Origin of the sequence: Thalassoglobus sp., assembly GCF_048270125.1 — a bacterium.
Taxonomy (GTDB): Bacteria; Planctomycetota; Planctomycetia; order Planctomycetales; family Planctomycetaceae; genus Thalassoglobus.
This window is the reverse complement of the sequence record NZ_JBLWTN010000003.1, coordinates 1-13,774: the sequence shown is the minus strand read 5'-3', so window position 1 is coordinate 13,774 and position 13,774 is coordinate 1. Positions and strand designations below refer to the sequence as shown.

10 protein-coding genes are annotated in these 13,774 nt (G+C 50.5%); 8 read left to right on the top strand and 2 right to left on the bottom strand.

The window, feature by feature from the left end:
- Window positions 1-101: 101 nt before the first annotated feature.
- From ACN0YR_RS04595 to ACN0YR_RS04585, 3 genes are all read left to right on the top strand, one after another.
- Window positions 102-431 carry a hypothetical protein gene (locus ACN0YR_RS04595; protein WP_417848022.1) on the top strand — a complete coding sequence of 110 codons (330 nt, stop codon included), beginning with the start codon at window positions 102-104 and terminating at the stop codon, window positions 429-431.
- Window positions 432-512: 81 nt separating this feature from the next.
- Window positions 513-1,904, top strand: a complete 1,392-nt coding sequence (locus ACN0YR_RS04590) for a tetratricopeptide repeat protein (RefSeq protein ID WP_417848021.1) — start codon at window positions 513-515, stop codon at window positions 1,902-1,904.
- 37 nt (window positions 1,905-1,941) lie between these two features.
- The gene (locus tag ACN0YR_RS04585; protein WP_417848020.1) at window positions 1,942-3,672 is read left to right on the top strand and encodes a CRTAC1 family protein; all 1,731 of its coding nucleotides are present in this window, start codon (window positions 1,942-1,944) and stop codon (window positions 3,670-3,672) included.
- A 74-nt stretch (window positions 3,673-3,746) separates the two neighbouring features.
- Here ACN0YR_RS04585 and ACN0YR_RS04580 read toward each other — a convergent pair whose 3' ends face one another.
- Window positions 3,747-5,543, bottom strand: a complete 1,797-nt coding sequence (locus ACN0YR_RS04580; protein ID WP_417848019.1) for a hypothetical protein — start codon at window positions 5,541-5,543, stop codon at window positions 3,747-3,749.
- A 239-nt stretch (window positions 5,544-5,782) separates the two neighbouring features.
- On the opposite strand from ACN0YR_RS04580, the gene ACN0YR_RS04575 reads away from it, so the two are divergent.
- From ACN0YR_RS04575 to ACN0YR_RS04560, 4 genes are all read left to right on the top strand, one after another.
- Window positions 5,783-6,274, top strand: a complete 492-nt coding sequence (locus ACN0YR_RS04575) for a hypothetical protein (RefSeq protein ID WP_417848018.1) — start codon at window positions 5,783-5,785, stop codon at window positions 6,272-6,274.
- Window positions 6,275-6,392: 118 nt separating this feature from the next.
- Window positions 6,393-8,789 carry a redoxin domain-containing protein gene (locus tag ACN0YR_RS04570; protein ID WP_417848017.1) on the top strand — a complete coding sequence of 799 codons (2,397 nt, stop codon included), beginning with the start codon at window positions 6,393-6,395 and terminating at the stop codon, window positions 8,787-8,789.
- Window positions 8,790-9,055: 266 nt separating this feature from the next.
- Window positions 9,056-10,342: a hypothetical protein gene (locus ACN0YR_RS04565; protein ID WP_417848016.1), complete on the top strand. Its 1,287-nt coding sequence runs from the start codon at window positions 9,056-9,058 to the stop codon at window positions 10,340-10,342.
- Window positions 10,343-10,481: 139 nt separating this feature from the next.
- On the top strand, window positions 10,482-11,267 hold the full coding sequence (locus tag ACN0YR_RS04560; protein WP_417848015.1) for a hypothetical protein: 786 nt from the start codon (window positions 10,482-10,484) through the stop codon (window positions 11,265-11,267).
- A gap of 334 nt (window positions 11,268-11,601) precedes the next feature.
- Here the strand turns inward: ACN0YR_RS04560 and ACN0YR_RS04555 are convergent, their stop codons facing one another.
- Window positions 11,602-13,071, bottom strand: coding sequence for a Gfo/Idh/MocA family protein (locus ACN0YR_RS04555; protein ID WP_417848014.1), 1,470 nt, complete (start codon window positions 13,069-13,071; stop codon window positions 11,602-11,604).
- Window positions 13,072-13,269: 198 nt separating this feature from the next.
- Between ACN0YR_RS04555 and ACN0YR_RS04550 the strand changes: the two genes are divergently transcribed.
- On the top strand, window positions 13,270-13,647 hold the full coding sequence (locus tag ACN0YR_RS04550; protein ID WP_417848013.1) for a hypothetical protein: 378 nt from the start codon (window positions 13,270-13,272) through the stop codon (window positions 13,645-13,647).
- Window positions 13,648-13,774 lie beyond the last annotated feature (127 nt).

Here is a 13,774-nt window from a genome sequence, read left to right as displayed (position 1 = left end):
GCAGACAGCCCGTCGCTTTAAGTTCTGCCTTGGAATCTCATTTATCTGTTGCCATTCATTTTGCATAAACCCTTACTTTCAGCCCCCTTGAGCCGAGAATCATGATGTCTTCTATTTTCTATCGTTTTGCATTATGCACAGCACTCTGCTGCACTGTTGGAACCGTCACTGGATGTGGTGGAAAAAAAGTCACCGAAGTCACCGTAAAACAATCCTCAGCAGCCGAAGAGGTCAAGAAGGGCCTTGAAGGAGTCATGGAGACCGGAGCCATCGACAGTAGTATTGAAGATGTTCGAAACAACATCGGTCGGCTGAGGCAAGAAGACGAAGCCAAGGGTGCTGAACTGATGAAAGATATTGACGAACTTTCCGCGATGAAAGACTCGGCAAAAATCAAAGCTCGTGCGAAAGAAATGCTCGAAAAGCTGTAAGCAAATTTTCGTGGCAAACGCCTGAGATCCTTCAGGCGTTTGCTTTTTCTTCCTGGCAGGATATTCTGGGTGATGATCGAAATGACGTCTCCATCCGCCAAAACAACGACCGCCCCGGAAGCGAACCGGCAGCGAACAGAAAGCCCACTGAGCCGACAGCGGATCCAGCGATTTATCGCCCTGCTCTTGATTCTGGTTGGGCTGTGGTACTTTCAGACGTTCTCATATCTCTGCAACTGGCAAGCCGGGCAGCATCTAAAAGTTGATCATTTTGACAGTGCTGAAAACGCTTTAGACTGGTCTCTCTTCTTCCGAGACCGTAACCCGGAGACGTACCGTCTTCGCGCAAGACTCAACCGAAAGCTTGGCCAGTATGGCCTGTTCTCGGAGAACCTGGAACGTTTTGCTCAGCTTGGAGGAGATCCGTTACAAGCCCGGCGAGAAGAAATTCTGGCACGCGCCAGTGGCGGCGAAGCCCCTGCTCTGATGGAAGAGCTTGTCAAAATGTTAAAGAACCAGGAAGGGGACGCTGATGAAGTTTGCAGCGCGTTCGCAAACGGTTTTTTAGTCGGCCAAGAATACAGCCAAGCTTTTGTCGTCATCGAAAACTGGAAGCAAAGCTATCCCGATGACCCTCGTCCACACTACACCAACGGCCGTGTTCAAGATTACCTGCAAAACGATTTTATCGCTGAGCAAGAGTACCGCGACGCCTTGGCAAAATGCGAAACTCACTACCCTTCGGCCTTCGCGCTCGGAAGACTGTTACTCGAAACACAGCACCCCAAGGAGGCCATCAAGTTCTTTTCCCGTTGCCTGAAAATGAAAAACAATGGAGCAGCGAAGGTCGAGCTTGGAAAATGCTACCGCCAACTTGGCGAAACGGAGAAAGCAAGAGAGCTTCTCGAGCAGGCGATGAGTCTCCCGATTGAAGAACTGATGACCAGCTATTTACATATTCAAGAAATCCCTGCAGGAAACCCGGCAGCGTTTGAGCTTGGCAGCTTAGAGCTGGGAGCCGGGAACAACGAGGCGGCGCTCAATTACCTCAACATTTCCTACGAAGCGGACCCCTCAAATTTGGACGTGCGGTACGCGCGGGCAGTCGCATTGCGACAATCGGGAGCAACCGAAGCTGGAAGTGCGGAACTTCAAGCGGTGAACAATTCCAGGATCGCACTTCAGAAAGCCGATAAAATTATTGACGGAATCAATCCTGTTCACCCGTATGTTGAAGAGCGATTGCAAGTCGGAGAACTCTACTTAAACAACGGGTCGCTCAAGACAGCTGAGTTCTGGCTGAAAAGCGTGCTGGCCTACGAGCCAACTTCGATCCGCGCTCATGAACTTCTCAGCGAACTCTATACAAGAAAAGCTAAAAGAGATTCACTCTTTATCAAAGAAGCTGAGTATCATTCAAAGACTGCAATCAGGCTCTCCGCAATTCAACAGAACACGACACCGACCGAATAGCTTCACACATAGTCAGGCAACAAGCGTCATTTTCACCATGCTGCACACTTTTCAATTTCGACTCTGTCTTTCGTTAGCGATTCTGTGCCTGGGATCGGGATGCCCCAAATCGCCCTCATCAGAAAGCAACTCTCAGAAGAGCGGCACCGAGCCGGAACTGAAGTTCAAATTTCAAAACATCACAGAAAGCTCCGGAGTTCAAGCAACTTACGAGAACGGACGTGACGCTGGATTCTACGCCATCCTTGAATCGATGGGAGGAGGCGTCGGACTGTTTGATCTGGACAAAGACGGCTTCACTGATCTTGTTTTTCCCGGTGGGGGAAAACTGATCAAAGGTGATCCACCGAGCTTAGAAGGGCTGCCACTGCAGTGTTATCGAGGACTCGGAGATTTGAAATGGAGCGACACTTCCACCTCAACCGGACTTGGGGAACCACAACGATACACGCACGGAGTCTCCATCGCGGACTTCAACAATGACGGGTTCGATGACATTCTTGTCACCGGTTACGGCGGAGTGGACCTGTGGGAAAACAACGGTGATGGAACATTTTTTCAAGTTGCAGAACAAGCTGAGTTGATCGATGACTCCTGGTCGACCAGCGCCGGTTGGGGCGACCTCGATGGTGATGGCACGCTGGACCTCTATCTCACCCACTACGTTGACTGGTCATTCGAAAAGAACCCGAAATGCCCTAGTCCTTCTCCAAGCCATGACGAGGACGTTTGTCCGCCACGCCGGTTCGAGGGGCTCGACGATGCCCTGTTTCGAAGTACTGGCGATGGGAAATTTCAAGACATGTCCGAAGCCTGGGGACTTGCGAAAAAAGGGAAAGGACTCGGAGTCGTCCTGGCTGATATCGACAACGATTTCGATATCGACATCTACGTCGCCAACGATACCGTCGACAATTTCCTTTACATCAACGACGGAACCGGGAAGCTCGAAGAGAGTGCATTGCTCACCGGCTGTGCTGTCGACTTCGAAGGAAAAACGAATGGCAGTATGGGGCTTGAGTTCTTTGACTTCGACGGAGATTTGCTCGGAGACTTGTGGGTCACAAACTATGAACATGAGAGTGCAGCGTTATACCGAAATCAGGGTGGTGGAAACTTTCTGCACATGAGTCAAGACACGGGAGTCTCAGCTGTTGGCGAACTCTTCGTCAGCTTCGGAACGTTAACCCGAGACTTTGATGGTGACGCCGACTTGGATATCGCCATCGCAAATGGACATGTTATCTACCATCCCAACAAGTCGACCTTTGAGCAGCAATCCACTCTCTTAGAGAACAAAGGGAACCAGAAATTTCAGCGTGCCGACTTCGACGACGCTTCGTTCTTTTCCGAGCGTCATGTCTCGCGCGGGCTTGCCGGTGGTGACCTCGATCGTGATGGGCGAACCGATCTTGTCTTCACGGTTCTTAACGGAGCCGCTCAAATTTTGCGAAACGAAACTGCCGTCAAAGGTGAACGGATTCGCATGAAGCTGATCGGCACAACCGACAACCGCAACGCCATCGGAGCTCGTGTCGTGCTTCACGCCAGCAAAGGAGACCGCGTCCACTTTGTGACCGGCGGAGGTTCTTACCTTTCGTCTTCGGAGTACGACTGCGATTTCTACGTCGTTGATGAAGGAACCGAGTTCTCTGCAACCGTCTTCTGGCCATCGGGCAAGCAGCAGAAATTGAACAACTTAAAGCCAGCAACAGACTACTTCGTCGTACAAGGCGAAGCGAATCCAATGCAGCAGGCGGCTCGTTAACAGTTTTGTAACAGCTTTGTTTTCCAAACAGGTAAACTCGCTGACGAAATTCTGCGGCTTTTACTCAGTGGTTCCTATTCCCCGCTCAATTCGGGTGATGGCCCAAGTGATTCCTCGGGCGATGGCTCTGCCGTGACAAATCGGGCGGCCCAGCGTTTGAAGACTCCCCCTTTCCAGGCGCTGGCAAACAGCCCCAAGTGCAGGAAGCCCAAGCCAATCAAAAACTGTCGCAGCCCATCCCATCGCACTTGATGATTCAAGTATCTCCCTCCTTCTGTGAATGCACTCGCGTAAGCACAGGCGAAAACAAAACAGGCCGTCCCCAGAAATCCTGCCTTCGGATGAATACGACTGAGCAGATACGCTGCGACAGCCATCAGCAGCAGATACCCCGAAGCAAAACCGGCAGGCCGAATTCCAATCATCCCATGAAACACCATCCGCACCGAGGCGATGACCATGAACAGAACCAACAACACTTTGAATTCTTCCATCGCCTCGTCCTTGCTCCAGAGACTCACAATTCCGATCGCGAATGCAACAAGGTGGAATTGAATTTCAACTGGTGAAAGCTCCCAACCATCGAAATAGTTTCGACTGCCTAAGCCAAGAACCATCCACATGGCAGCCTCGATGTAGAAGCGAGATTTTTGCTTCTGATATCCGACTAAGCACAAAAAGATTGCGGTCGCTGTCAACCAGATCAGATTGATCTCTTCCACTCCTTCAAAAGTGACCCTCTTTGAATTCACGACGGAGACGAGCAACATTGAGACGACCAGACCACGACGGGCGAACGGCAACCCGCGCCACCAGGCGACCGCGAAATAAAGAACCGATGCCAGACTCGCCAACCAAACCGGGGCTCCAATATGTTGCGAATATTCAGCGAGAAAGCTCTCCATCGCCGGGTTGAGTGACCTCTGTTCAACACTGAGTCCCACACAGACAAACGGAAGAGATAAGGCAAAGGTTTGAATCAACCAGTGTCTGTGGACAAGAGCCGCTTCGAGTAGCAACCAGCTCATCCCCAGCAACATGGGAACGAGCAAATAGCCACCAAAGATCCCTCCCATGCCTGCGTAAGCAGCGTTCGCGGAAAGCTCAAACGCAGGATCGAACGAGAGTGTCAGCAGGTACAATCGAAATCCAAGACAGACCCAGACAATCACGAATAGCGACCACGGATGGAACGGCCAAATCCAGGGACAGCCTGCGAACTCGACTCGGTCTCGCGAAGTTCGAATCGCCGGAATCAATGTCAACATCGACAGGCCAGCGAGTCCGCTGACTCCATAAATTGCCCAACGAACCACAGAACTCTCTGCACTATTCGAGAAGGCCATCGGAATCAACGAGGCCAGCATTGCCAGGCCAAGCTGCAGATAAAATGGGAAACGGTAAATCCATGGCAACCGAATTTTCAAAACCCGGAGGATCAACTCAACGAGACACATCGCACCAAGAGTGAGTCCGACCAGCCCCACTATTGCGCTCTTTGAATGCAGAGCAATCGATTGGTCAAAGCAGATCGACAGTTCGAGCATCAACAGTATAAGTGTGAGAAAGATCGATCGAGCATCGTCCCAAACTCTCCAGAACCGAACGATCCCAATCCCGATCACTGCCAGCAGCAACAGGTAACCACCGATCAGCGAAATCATCACCGACAGCGGAAGCCCTTCTCCCATTGACAGTCCGGTACTATGAATCACACAGGCTGCGCTGATCAGATAAAACGGATTCTCCGTCGAGATTCGTTTAAAAAAAGGGCTTCTCTCGGACTCTCTTTGAGAGTCGACAATGTCGACAGGCGAATCGGAGCGACTTTCTGGAGACGGATTTTCATCGCTGGAGTGGACTGGCTGCATGACCATCCCTTTCCGAAATGATGCCTTGGAAACAAGCTTTGTTCACGAATGGAACGGCGAGATATGTGACCCTCTTTACGAGATCGGCCTTGCAATTGTTGGAAAAAAGATTCAGAGTTTCTCTTCGAAGTGCTTGCTGCAGTGACTTTCAAGGAAACGCTATCAACACTTCCGGGATCGACCTGAGCCACTGGGGTTTCGAAATCTTCTACTGCTAACATCAGGGTGAAAGCAAAAACGTGGCAGGTCAAAATCTTTCACCAGTTCCGAACCGCTCAAAGCGTCTTGTGTTCTGGGGAGTGCTCTCTGTGGTTCTCTTGTTTGCCCCGATTCGGTGGTGGGACAAACTCATTTTAATCCCGCTCTTCGGAGTCGTCCTGGGAACCTACCGACGATTCCGTATCAGTCCGGGAGTTCTGAAGCAACGCTGGACAATCGCCTTCTTTGACCGACCGCCATTAAACTTCAGGCTGAAACGTTACACACGTATCGAAGTGAAATATGTAGCTCAAACCAGCACCGGAGAAGCGATGATGTTTGGCCTGCTGGGCTTTCTGTTTGGTTGGATCCTCGATGCATTCTTCCCCTGGCTGGGCGGGACGTACCAAATCTGGTTTGTTCGCGGAACGGATGAACAAGTCCTCGCCTGGCAAGGAAGTTCACAAGTTCACTACGAAAACAATCTGGAAACTCTCAAAGCCTCGTCCGGATTGGAAGCCATTGTGCGATAACTGGCATATTGGCTGGAAATCCTCAACGCAGCGTGGAGAACTCGACTCTCATGCTTGACACCCGCACGCCGCCTGCTCAAGCTGGATCAAACCCATTTCTTTGTAAATCAGGTGTGTGATGCTACGTTTACAAAACCTTCTATTAGTTTTTGTCCTGACTCTCGCGCCCCAAGCACTGTCAGCAGAGAATGAGGATTCCGCAGAAGAGGCCACTCCGAGCGAGAATGCCGAAGTTCTCGCAGGGCATTCTGATCATGGCGGAAGCTTCAACGAAGGCCCACGTCAGGCTGCATATTTAATGCAAGGAATGGGCAACGTTCACTTCCCAGCAACCTGCAAGACCGAAGAAGTTCAGAAGTTCATTGACCAGGGCGTCGGACAGCTGCACGGTTTCTGGTACTTCGAATCAGAGCGGTCATTCCGCCAGGCTGCATTTCTTGACCCCGATTGTGCCATTGCATATTGGGGAATGGCGATGTCCAATCGCAGCAATGAAAGCCGCGCGCGAGGATTCATCGAAGAGGCCGTAAAACGGAAAGAGAACGCATCCGCACGCGAACAACTTTACATCGATGCGTTAGCAAAATATTTCAAAGAGCCTGCCCGCAAGGAAGGGGAGAAAGTTGACCGGAAGAAAAAAGCGGAAGAAGACAAAAAACGTCGCCAGACCCTGGTCAAAGATTACGAAGACTTGCTCCACAAGCATCCGGATGACATCGAAGCCAAAGCCCTTTTGGGACTGGCCTTGTATGAGAACAAATCAAAAGGAATTCCGATCAGCAGCTACTACGCTGTCGATGCATTACTGAACGATATCCTCGATAAGAATCCGCTCCATCCATGTCACCATTTTCGGATTCACTTATGGGACTATGAGGAGCCAGTGAATGCCCTTAATTCAGCAGCTTTGTGTGGCGAAAGCGAACCAGCTGTCGCCCACATGTGGCACATGCCAGGACACATTTATTCTCGCTTGAAACGATACCATGACGCGGTCTGGCAACAAGAAGCCTCCGCCAGAACCGATCATGCGTACATGATGCGAGATCGCGTTATCCCCGATCAAATTCACAACTTCGCACACAACAACGAATGGCTCATTCGAAATCTGATTCATATCGGTCGCTCGAACGATGCCCTCGATTTGGCGAAGAACATGATCGACCTGCCGCGTCACCCAAAATACAACACACTCAGCAAACAAGGCAGCACCAAATATGGTCGCATGCGGCTGACGGACACTCTATCAACGTTCCAACTCTGGGAGGAAACTCTCAAGCTTTCCGAAACAATCTACCTCGAACCGACTGAGTCAGAGACCGAGCAGCAAAAACGTGACACCCTCGTCGCTGTGGCAAAATTTCACACGAACGACACTCTCGGGGCATGCGAGTTGTTAACGCGTTTCAAGCAGGAGCTAACGGAACTCGAAGCAGAACGGGACAAGGCTGTCGAGGAAGCAATCGCGAAGGTGAAAGATGAGGGCAAAGACAAAGAGAAGGATGAAAAGAAAGAGGAGAAGGCACAAAAGGCAGCCGGTGAAGCCGCTAAGCGAAAGTTCAGCTCAAAAATTCGAACACTGACGACCATCATCAGCGAACTGGAAGGACATTTACATCTGATCCACGGAGCGCATGCCGATGCTCTTGCTTCATTCTCGAAGGTCTCCACTTTCGACAAAGGCTGGCTGGCTTTCATTCAACAGCAAGCGGGAGAAACGGACAAAGCAATTTCAGCGATCAACAAACATGTCTCCAGCCACAAAGGTGAAGTTGTTCCGTTAGCGTGGAAAGTTGCAGTTCTCTGGGATGCAGACAAGAAAGAGGATGCAAAGAAAGCGTTTGAAGAGCTTCGAGCCATTTCTTCAACGATTGACCTCAACACACCAGTCTTCCAACAACTTCAACCGATTGCCGAAGAGCTTGGGTTCGAAGCGGATTGGCGATTGCCTCGTGAGATTCCAGAAGATTTTGGAGACCGCCCGAACTTGGCTGAGCTCGGCCCATTCCGCTGGTCACCAAGTGCCGCACCGGAATTTGCGCTGAACGACCATCTGGCGAAAACGCATTCTTTGGCGGACTATTCAGGTAAGCCGGTTGTTGTCATCTTCTATCTCGGTTATGGATGTTTGCATTGTGCACAACAACTGCAGGCGTTTGCTCCCGAAACCGAAAAATTCAAGGATGCCGGCATCTCACTGATTGCCATCAGCACTGACAATCAGGAAGACTTGAAGAACTCGCACGAGAATTACGGTAAAGAAACATTTCCTTTCCCGCTCATCTCAAATTCAGAACTGGACATATTCAAAGCGTACCGCTGCTACGACGACTTCGAGCAAAAGACGCTGCACGGCACATTTTTAATTGATGCTAAAGGAGAGATTCGCTGGCAGGACATCAGCTACGAACCATTCATGGACGCTGACTTCCTACTGAAAGAGTCGAAACGCCTGCTCGCTCAACCGAGTGATGATTCGAAGGCGACACGACAATCCGTGACTGCGACTCCGTAACCGAGTTTTTTCTTAGCCGCACCTGCCAAAATTCGACCAAATATCTGCTCCAATGTCCGATGAAACGTTTGACGACCCGGTCAATCGTTTTCCATCAGTCGAGTGGTCCCGCTATACTTCTGCACGTTCACTAGAGCAAATTCAAGACAGGTCTTTATGTTCTGCCTCGCGGCGAACAGTCTATGAAGCATCAAAGTGACTTTCATAGACACGACAATCGTTGAAAATGCTCTCAGAAGATTCGCGACGAATGCACAGGATCAGGGATGTCGAGTTTGAATTCTCCATCGAGGAGGGACCAGGAATTTTTCCTGACTAACACAGCACAGCTGCAACGCTGGTTGCCGTGGCTGCGGATGTTCCGTGGCTTTCGAATTGCGATTGATTATCAAAAAATGGTGATCGCACTCCTCGCAGTCTTCCTCTGGATGCAGGGGAGCTTGCTTCTGACACGCGTTTTTTTCAATGCAGACGAGTTCGCGGGGAACGACTTTGCGTCGAGAGATTTCCAGGCCAACACTGATGCCTGGGGGGGCCGCGCATTTCTCAATCCACTTCGGGAAATGGAACGGCTCCCCGATAGAGGAGAACCGACTTCTGTGTCGGGGTTTGTTGCTCAATCAAACGCGATCTCCTGGCCGATCAAACGAATTTCGAGATCGTTTCTGGGGCTTGTCAACTTTCGAAGCGTTCGCTGGTGGTGGCACTCCTGGGTTCAGCTTGTGTGGGGGCTGACAGTCTGTGCAGTCTTTGGAGGGGCGATCAGCCGAATGGCTGCCCTGGAACTGACAGGCCATGGCCGCTCGATGATTCGCGATACCATCTATGCGGTCAAACAGTTTCCGACCTCTTTTTTCTCACCAGCATTAGCGCTCGTTGCTTTTGGAGGATTGTGGATTTTGTGCTGGCTCGCAGGTTTTGTCGGACGAGTTCCCGTACTGGGCGAATTGCTCATTGGAATCGCGTGGGGCTTGCTGCTACTGGTCGGATTACTGATGGCCCTGATCTTAATTGGCCTTATTCTCGGTTGGCCACTGATGTTTGTCTCCAGCGAAGTCGAGAAAAACGATGCCTTCGACGCACTCAGCCGCTCGCTCAGCTACTTGCTCAATCGGCCGTGGTACGCCGCCTTCCTGATCGTCATCGCCATTCTCTACGGCACTGCTTTGCTATATTTCGTGGACTGGCTGACTCGGCTTTCGGTTGCGGTGAGCCTGTCATCGGTCGGAACAGGTTTGGGGCGTGACGTTTCTTTTTTCGGTCTCCCAACTCTTGATCAAATGAGAGAAGCCAGCACTGAAGTTTTGAAGAACGATCTTGCCGCTTCGCTGATGAAATTCTGGATGAGCATCGCCATTTTGGTTCCGGTCGCCTTTTCGTTCAGCTACTTTTGGTGCAGCATAACAATCGGTTACTTCTTACTCAGACGTCGTGAAGATGGGACCCCGATCAATGAACTTGATCTCAGCGACCAACCGGGACATCAAAATCCTGAGTTGCCAGTTGTTGGAATCCCTGCTGCAGAAAACCGCGAGGCCAGTAGAGAAAGTTAGTGAGATTCATGAACTCCAAAATCTCCAAAAGATGCCTTACCGGAATTCTGCTTCCAACAACTTTGCATGCTGCGACTTTACAACTTCATGACATTTTTTCTCACGACAACAATTCAGACAATTTCACTGGAAAAAATCGATGAGCCTTCCCAGATGCTTGAGCCCGGTTTTGATCGTACTCGCAGTTGCAATCGTGATGTCTTCTGAATCACAGGCAGCGAAACCGCAACTCAAAGGAAATGCTGAAAGTGCCACCATTCACGGGAAAACTGTCGAATTCAAATTCGACACGCTTCCGGAAAAATCAGAGCTGCGATTTCCTCGGCTGAATGCTCGCTTGAAAGAGGTCTACTGGAAAGGAGCTCCAGACAAACCGCTCAAGCTCACCCCCGACACCACTGAATGGGTCGTCAAGCTGACCAAGCCCCCAGCAGAGAAAGTCGTCGTGGCTGAGTTTTTGGATGCTCCGGATATCGGAGACACATCGCCAGTGCTCACACCTTCTGCAAACGACGGAACCATCCTTCTTCCTGCACATTTTGCACAGACTCGTGGAGAGAAACTTCGCTTCGAGCCACAGCCACACAAAAACACCATCGGATATTGGACCAAAGTAGACGACTGGGCATTCTGGCAATTCGAAATCGAAAGCTCAGGCGAATTTCATCTTGATATTTTTCAGGGCTGCGACACAGGACAAGGGGGAAGCGAAGTAGAAGTCCGTGTTGTGCAAGACAAGAAAATTGTTGACAGCGTGACATTCACTGTTGAAGAGACCGGACACTTCCAGAATTTCAAAGAGCGAAGAATCGGCAAATTGACGATTCCTCAGCCGGGCCAATACCAGTTCGAGATTCGCCCCAAAAAGCTTGCAAACAAAGCGGTCATGGATGTCCGCAAAGTGTTACTGATCCCAATAAATTAAATCCTTCACCGCGTAAAACTTTAGAGCAGTTTGCTCTACCGTGTGCCCGTGAAGAACGCATTTCATTAGTAAAATGCTGTTCGCCACGAGGCAGAACCTGCAAACCAATTCGAAAGATGCTCTAAGTGAATAAAGTTTCTTACTCCACAATTCAATTCTGCTCCACTTGCTGAGAATACGTACGCCCGGCGGAGTTCTGAACCGCACGAAATTAAGGACTCGCGAATCCACCAACCAGAAAAAGAAAAGCGACCAAGAGTGTTCTCACTCCTGGTCGCTTTTTAATTGCGGATTTCACAAATGTTTATGCATCCGGTGCATCTGCATACGGTGCTTATGCATCTGCATCCGGGACGACGTAACCTTCGCGGTAGTTGCGGGTGAGCAACTTATTGGCAGGTTCGTTTCCGGGGAAGGTTTCCGTCTTGGGGTCCATTTCGAGGAATGGGCCTACGGAGAGTTTTGGATCGCTGACATCGACACCGTTCGCGTCGAGGTGTTTCGCCATCCGGTCCCAGGAATCTCGCCAGAGTGCATTACTCGTTTTGTCGACATGATCATCGACTTGCTCTTTGTTCATTGTGCTGCCGAGCATGTGGCTGATCGCACCGGTGTGGCACAACGCACTCGACAGGTGACCATCGAGGATATCTGCGTTGAGGTCTTCTTTCTTGCCAGATTTGACGGCATCAAGGAAGTTGCCAAAGTGGTCTCCACCACCTGACCAGGACTTCACTTCGTTTCCATCGTTATCGAAAGCAGTCGCCTTCGAGTATGTTGGAATCACGACATAACCATTTTCACATTGGACAATCACACCGATTCGCGAACCGCGATATTCGTCCATCGGGTTTTTCCAATCGAGGTTTTTGCTAGGCAGTCCTCGGGTTTCGAAAATGAGCGGAGCTTTGTCGAAATCGTGGTAGACAATCTGAGTGTTCGGAGTGTCTCCGGCATCTTCATATCCGAGACGTCCACCGATGCTCATCACGCGAGAAGAGAGTTTCTGCTCACCCAGGAACCAGCGGGCGATATCCATTTGGTGGATGCCCTGGTTGCCCATGTCACCGTTTCCGGTGTTGAAATCCCAGTGCCAATCATAATGCAGGCGGGGACGATACAGGTCGACTTTAGCTGCCGGTCCGCACCACATGTCGTAGTCGACACCTTCGGGAATTTTCAACGGCTCTGAAAGCTTACCGATACTCTTACGAGGCTTGTAACAGGTTCCGATTGCATACTTGATTTCGCCCAGTTCGCCAGCTTGAACGTAGTCGACGGCTGCCTTCAATGAAGGGCTCGAACGAGACTGCGTTCCACACTGACAGATCATGTCGAGTTGCCTTGCCCATTTGACAATTTGTCGACCTTCCCAGACGTTATGCGAAACCGGTTTTTCTACATAAACGTGTTTCCCAGCTTGCATCGCCCAGATCGCAACGAGTGCGTGCCAGTGATTCGGCGTGGCTGTACTGATGACATCGACGCTGGGATCTTCCAGAGCTTTACGAAAGTCTTTCAGGAGCTTCGGTGTGCGTCCCTGCTTGTCGGCAACCCCTTTGACTTTTTTGCCTCCCTGAGCTTCGTCCACATCGCAAATGTACAGGACTTCACTATCGCTACTTCCGGAGAAGGCACTGAGATGGCTGCTTCCACGTCCACCAGCTCCGATGACGGCTACACCAATTTTTTCGTTTGGACTGGTGCTCTTCGGCGCATCCTGAGCTTGTAGATATTGGGTCGAGACTGCCGCAGCCCCGGCCGCCGCAGCAGATTTCAAAAAGTACCGACGATTTAAAGACATTCAATTACTCCTATTCGGAATCAAGTAAGTTTGGTAAGCAAACATTATTATCACTTCGAGTGTACCGATCACGTCGGTCATGTTGCAATTCGGGAGAGTTTTTTTGACTTTCCGAGATCAGTGACGTAGGTTCAAACTGAACAATCTTGTCCACTCTTAGACCTGCTAAAGTACACACATTCCCAAGGACCTGATTCGATGTCAAGATCCGACCAAGAAAGACCGGTCATTAGCAATTCGACAATACTCATCCTCAGCAGTTTTTTGATTGGGATGGCGGCCAACATGTTTACTCACGAATTTGTGAGTGAGGAACTTTCACCCTACTTGCTGGCTGGTGGATTCTCCGGTGTGATCGCATTTTATGCATTAGACCTAATCTCAGTTCGGCGGTCTCATGCTGCGATGATGTTAGGACAAAACCAGGTCGAAGATCGGCTGGACAAACACATGAGCTCGCTGACGAGCGTTGGTTTTACGATGGACGATGTCTCATCGAAAGAGATGAACGCAATCGATCCCGCTGAACTGGTCGAGGCGACAAAACGCAACGAGCGAATCGTGACATCTGTTTAGAACCGGTCCTAAAACGCTTTGAGGATAGTGAACATGCAGCCGAGTTGCCAGAACGCTTGGTGCAAGTGTGAGTAGTGTTCCCAGCGGGTTGTGAGTCGGCGCAAATTCTTGAGCCAAGCGAAGGTTC

What these genes read in the sequence shown, in the direction of transcription:
- ACN0YR_RS04590 (WP_417848021.1), top strand. Translation starts at nt 513, where the DNA reads ATGACGTCTCCATCCGCCAAAACAACGACCGCCCCGGAAGCGAACCGG.
- ACN0YR_RS04570 (WP_417848017.1), top strand. Translation starts at nt 6,393, where the DNA reads ATGCTACGTTTACAAAACCTTCTATTAGTTTTTGTCCTGACTCTCGCG.
- ACN0YR_RS04565 (WP_417848016.1), top strand. Translation starts at nt 9,056, where the DNA reads ATGTCGAGTTTGAATTCTCCATCGAGGAGGGACCAGGAATTTTTCCTG.
- ACN0YR_RS04585 (WP_417848020.1), top strand. Translation starts at nt 1,942, where the DNA reads ATGCTGCACACTTTTCAATTTCGACTCTGTCTTTCGTTAGCGATTCTG.
- ACN0YR_RS04595 (WP_417848022.1), top strand. Translation starts at nt 102, where the DNA reads ATGATGTCTTCTATTTTCTATCGTTTTGCATTATGCACAGCACTCTGC.
- ACN0YR_RS04580 (WP_417848019.1), bottom strand. Translation starts at nt 5,543, where the DNA reads ATGCAGCCAGTCCACTCCAGCGATGAAAATCCGTCTCCAGAAAGTCGC.
- ACN0YR_RS04560 (WP_417848015.1), top strand. Translation starts at nt 10,482, where the DNA reads ATGAGCCTTCCCAGATGCTTGAGCCCGGTTTTGATCGTACTCGCAGTT.
- ACN0YR_RS04550 (WP_417848013.1), top strand. Translation starts at nt 13,270, where the DNA reads ATGTCAAGATCCGACCAAGAAAGACCGGTCATTAGCAATTCGACAATA.
- ACN0YR_RS04555 (WP_417848014.1), bottom strand. Translation starts at nt 13,071, where the DNA reads ATGTCTTTAAATCGTCGGTACTTTTTGAAATCTGCTGCGGCGGCCGGG.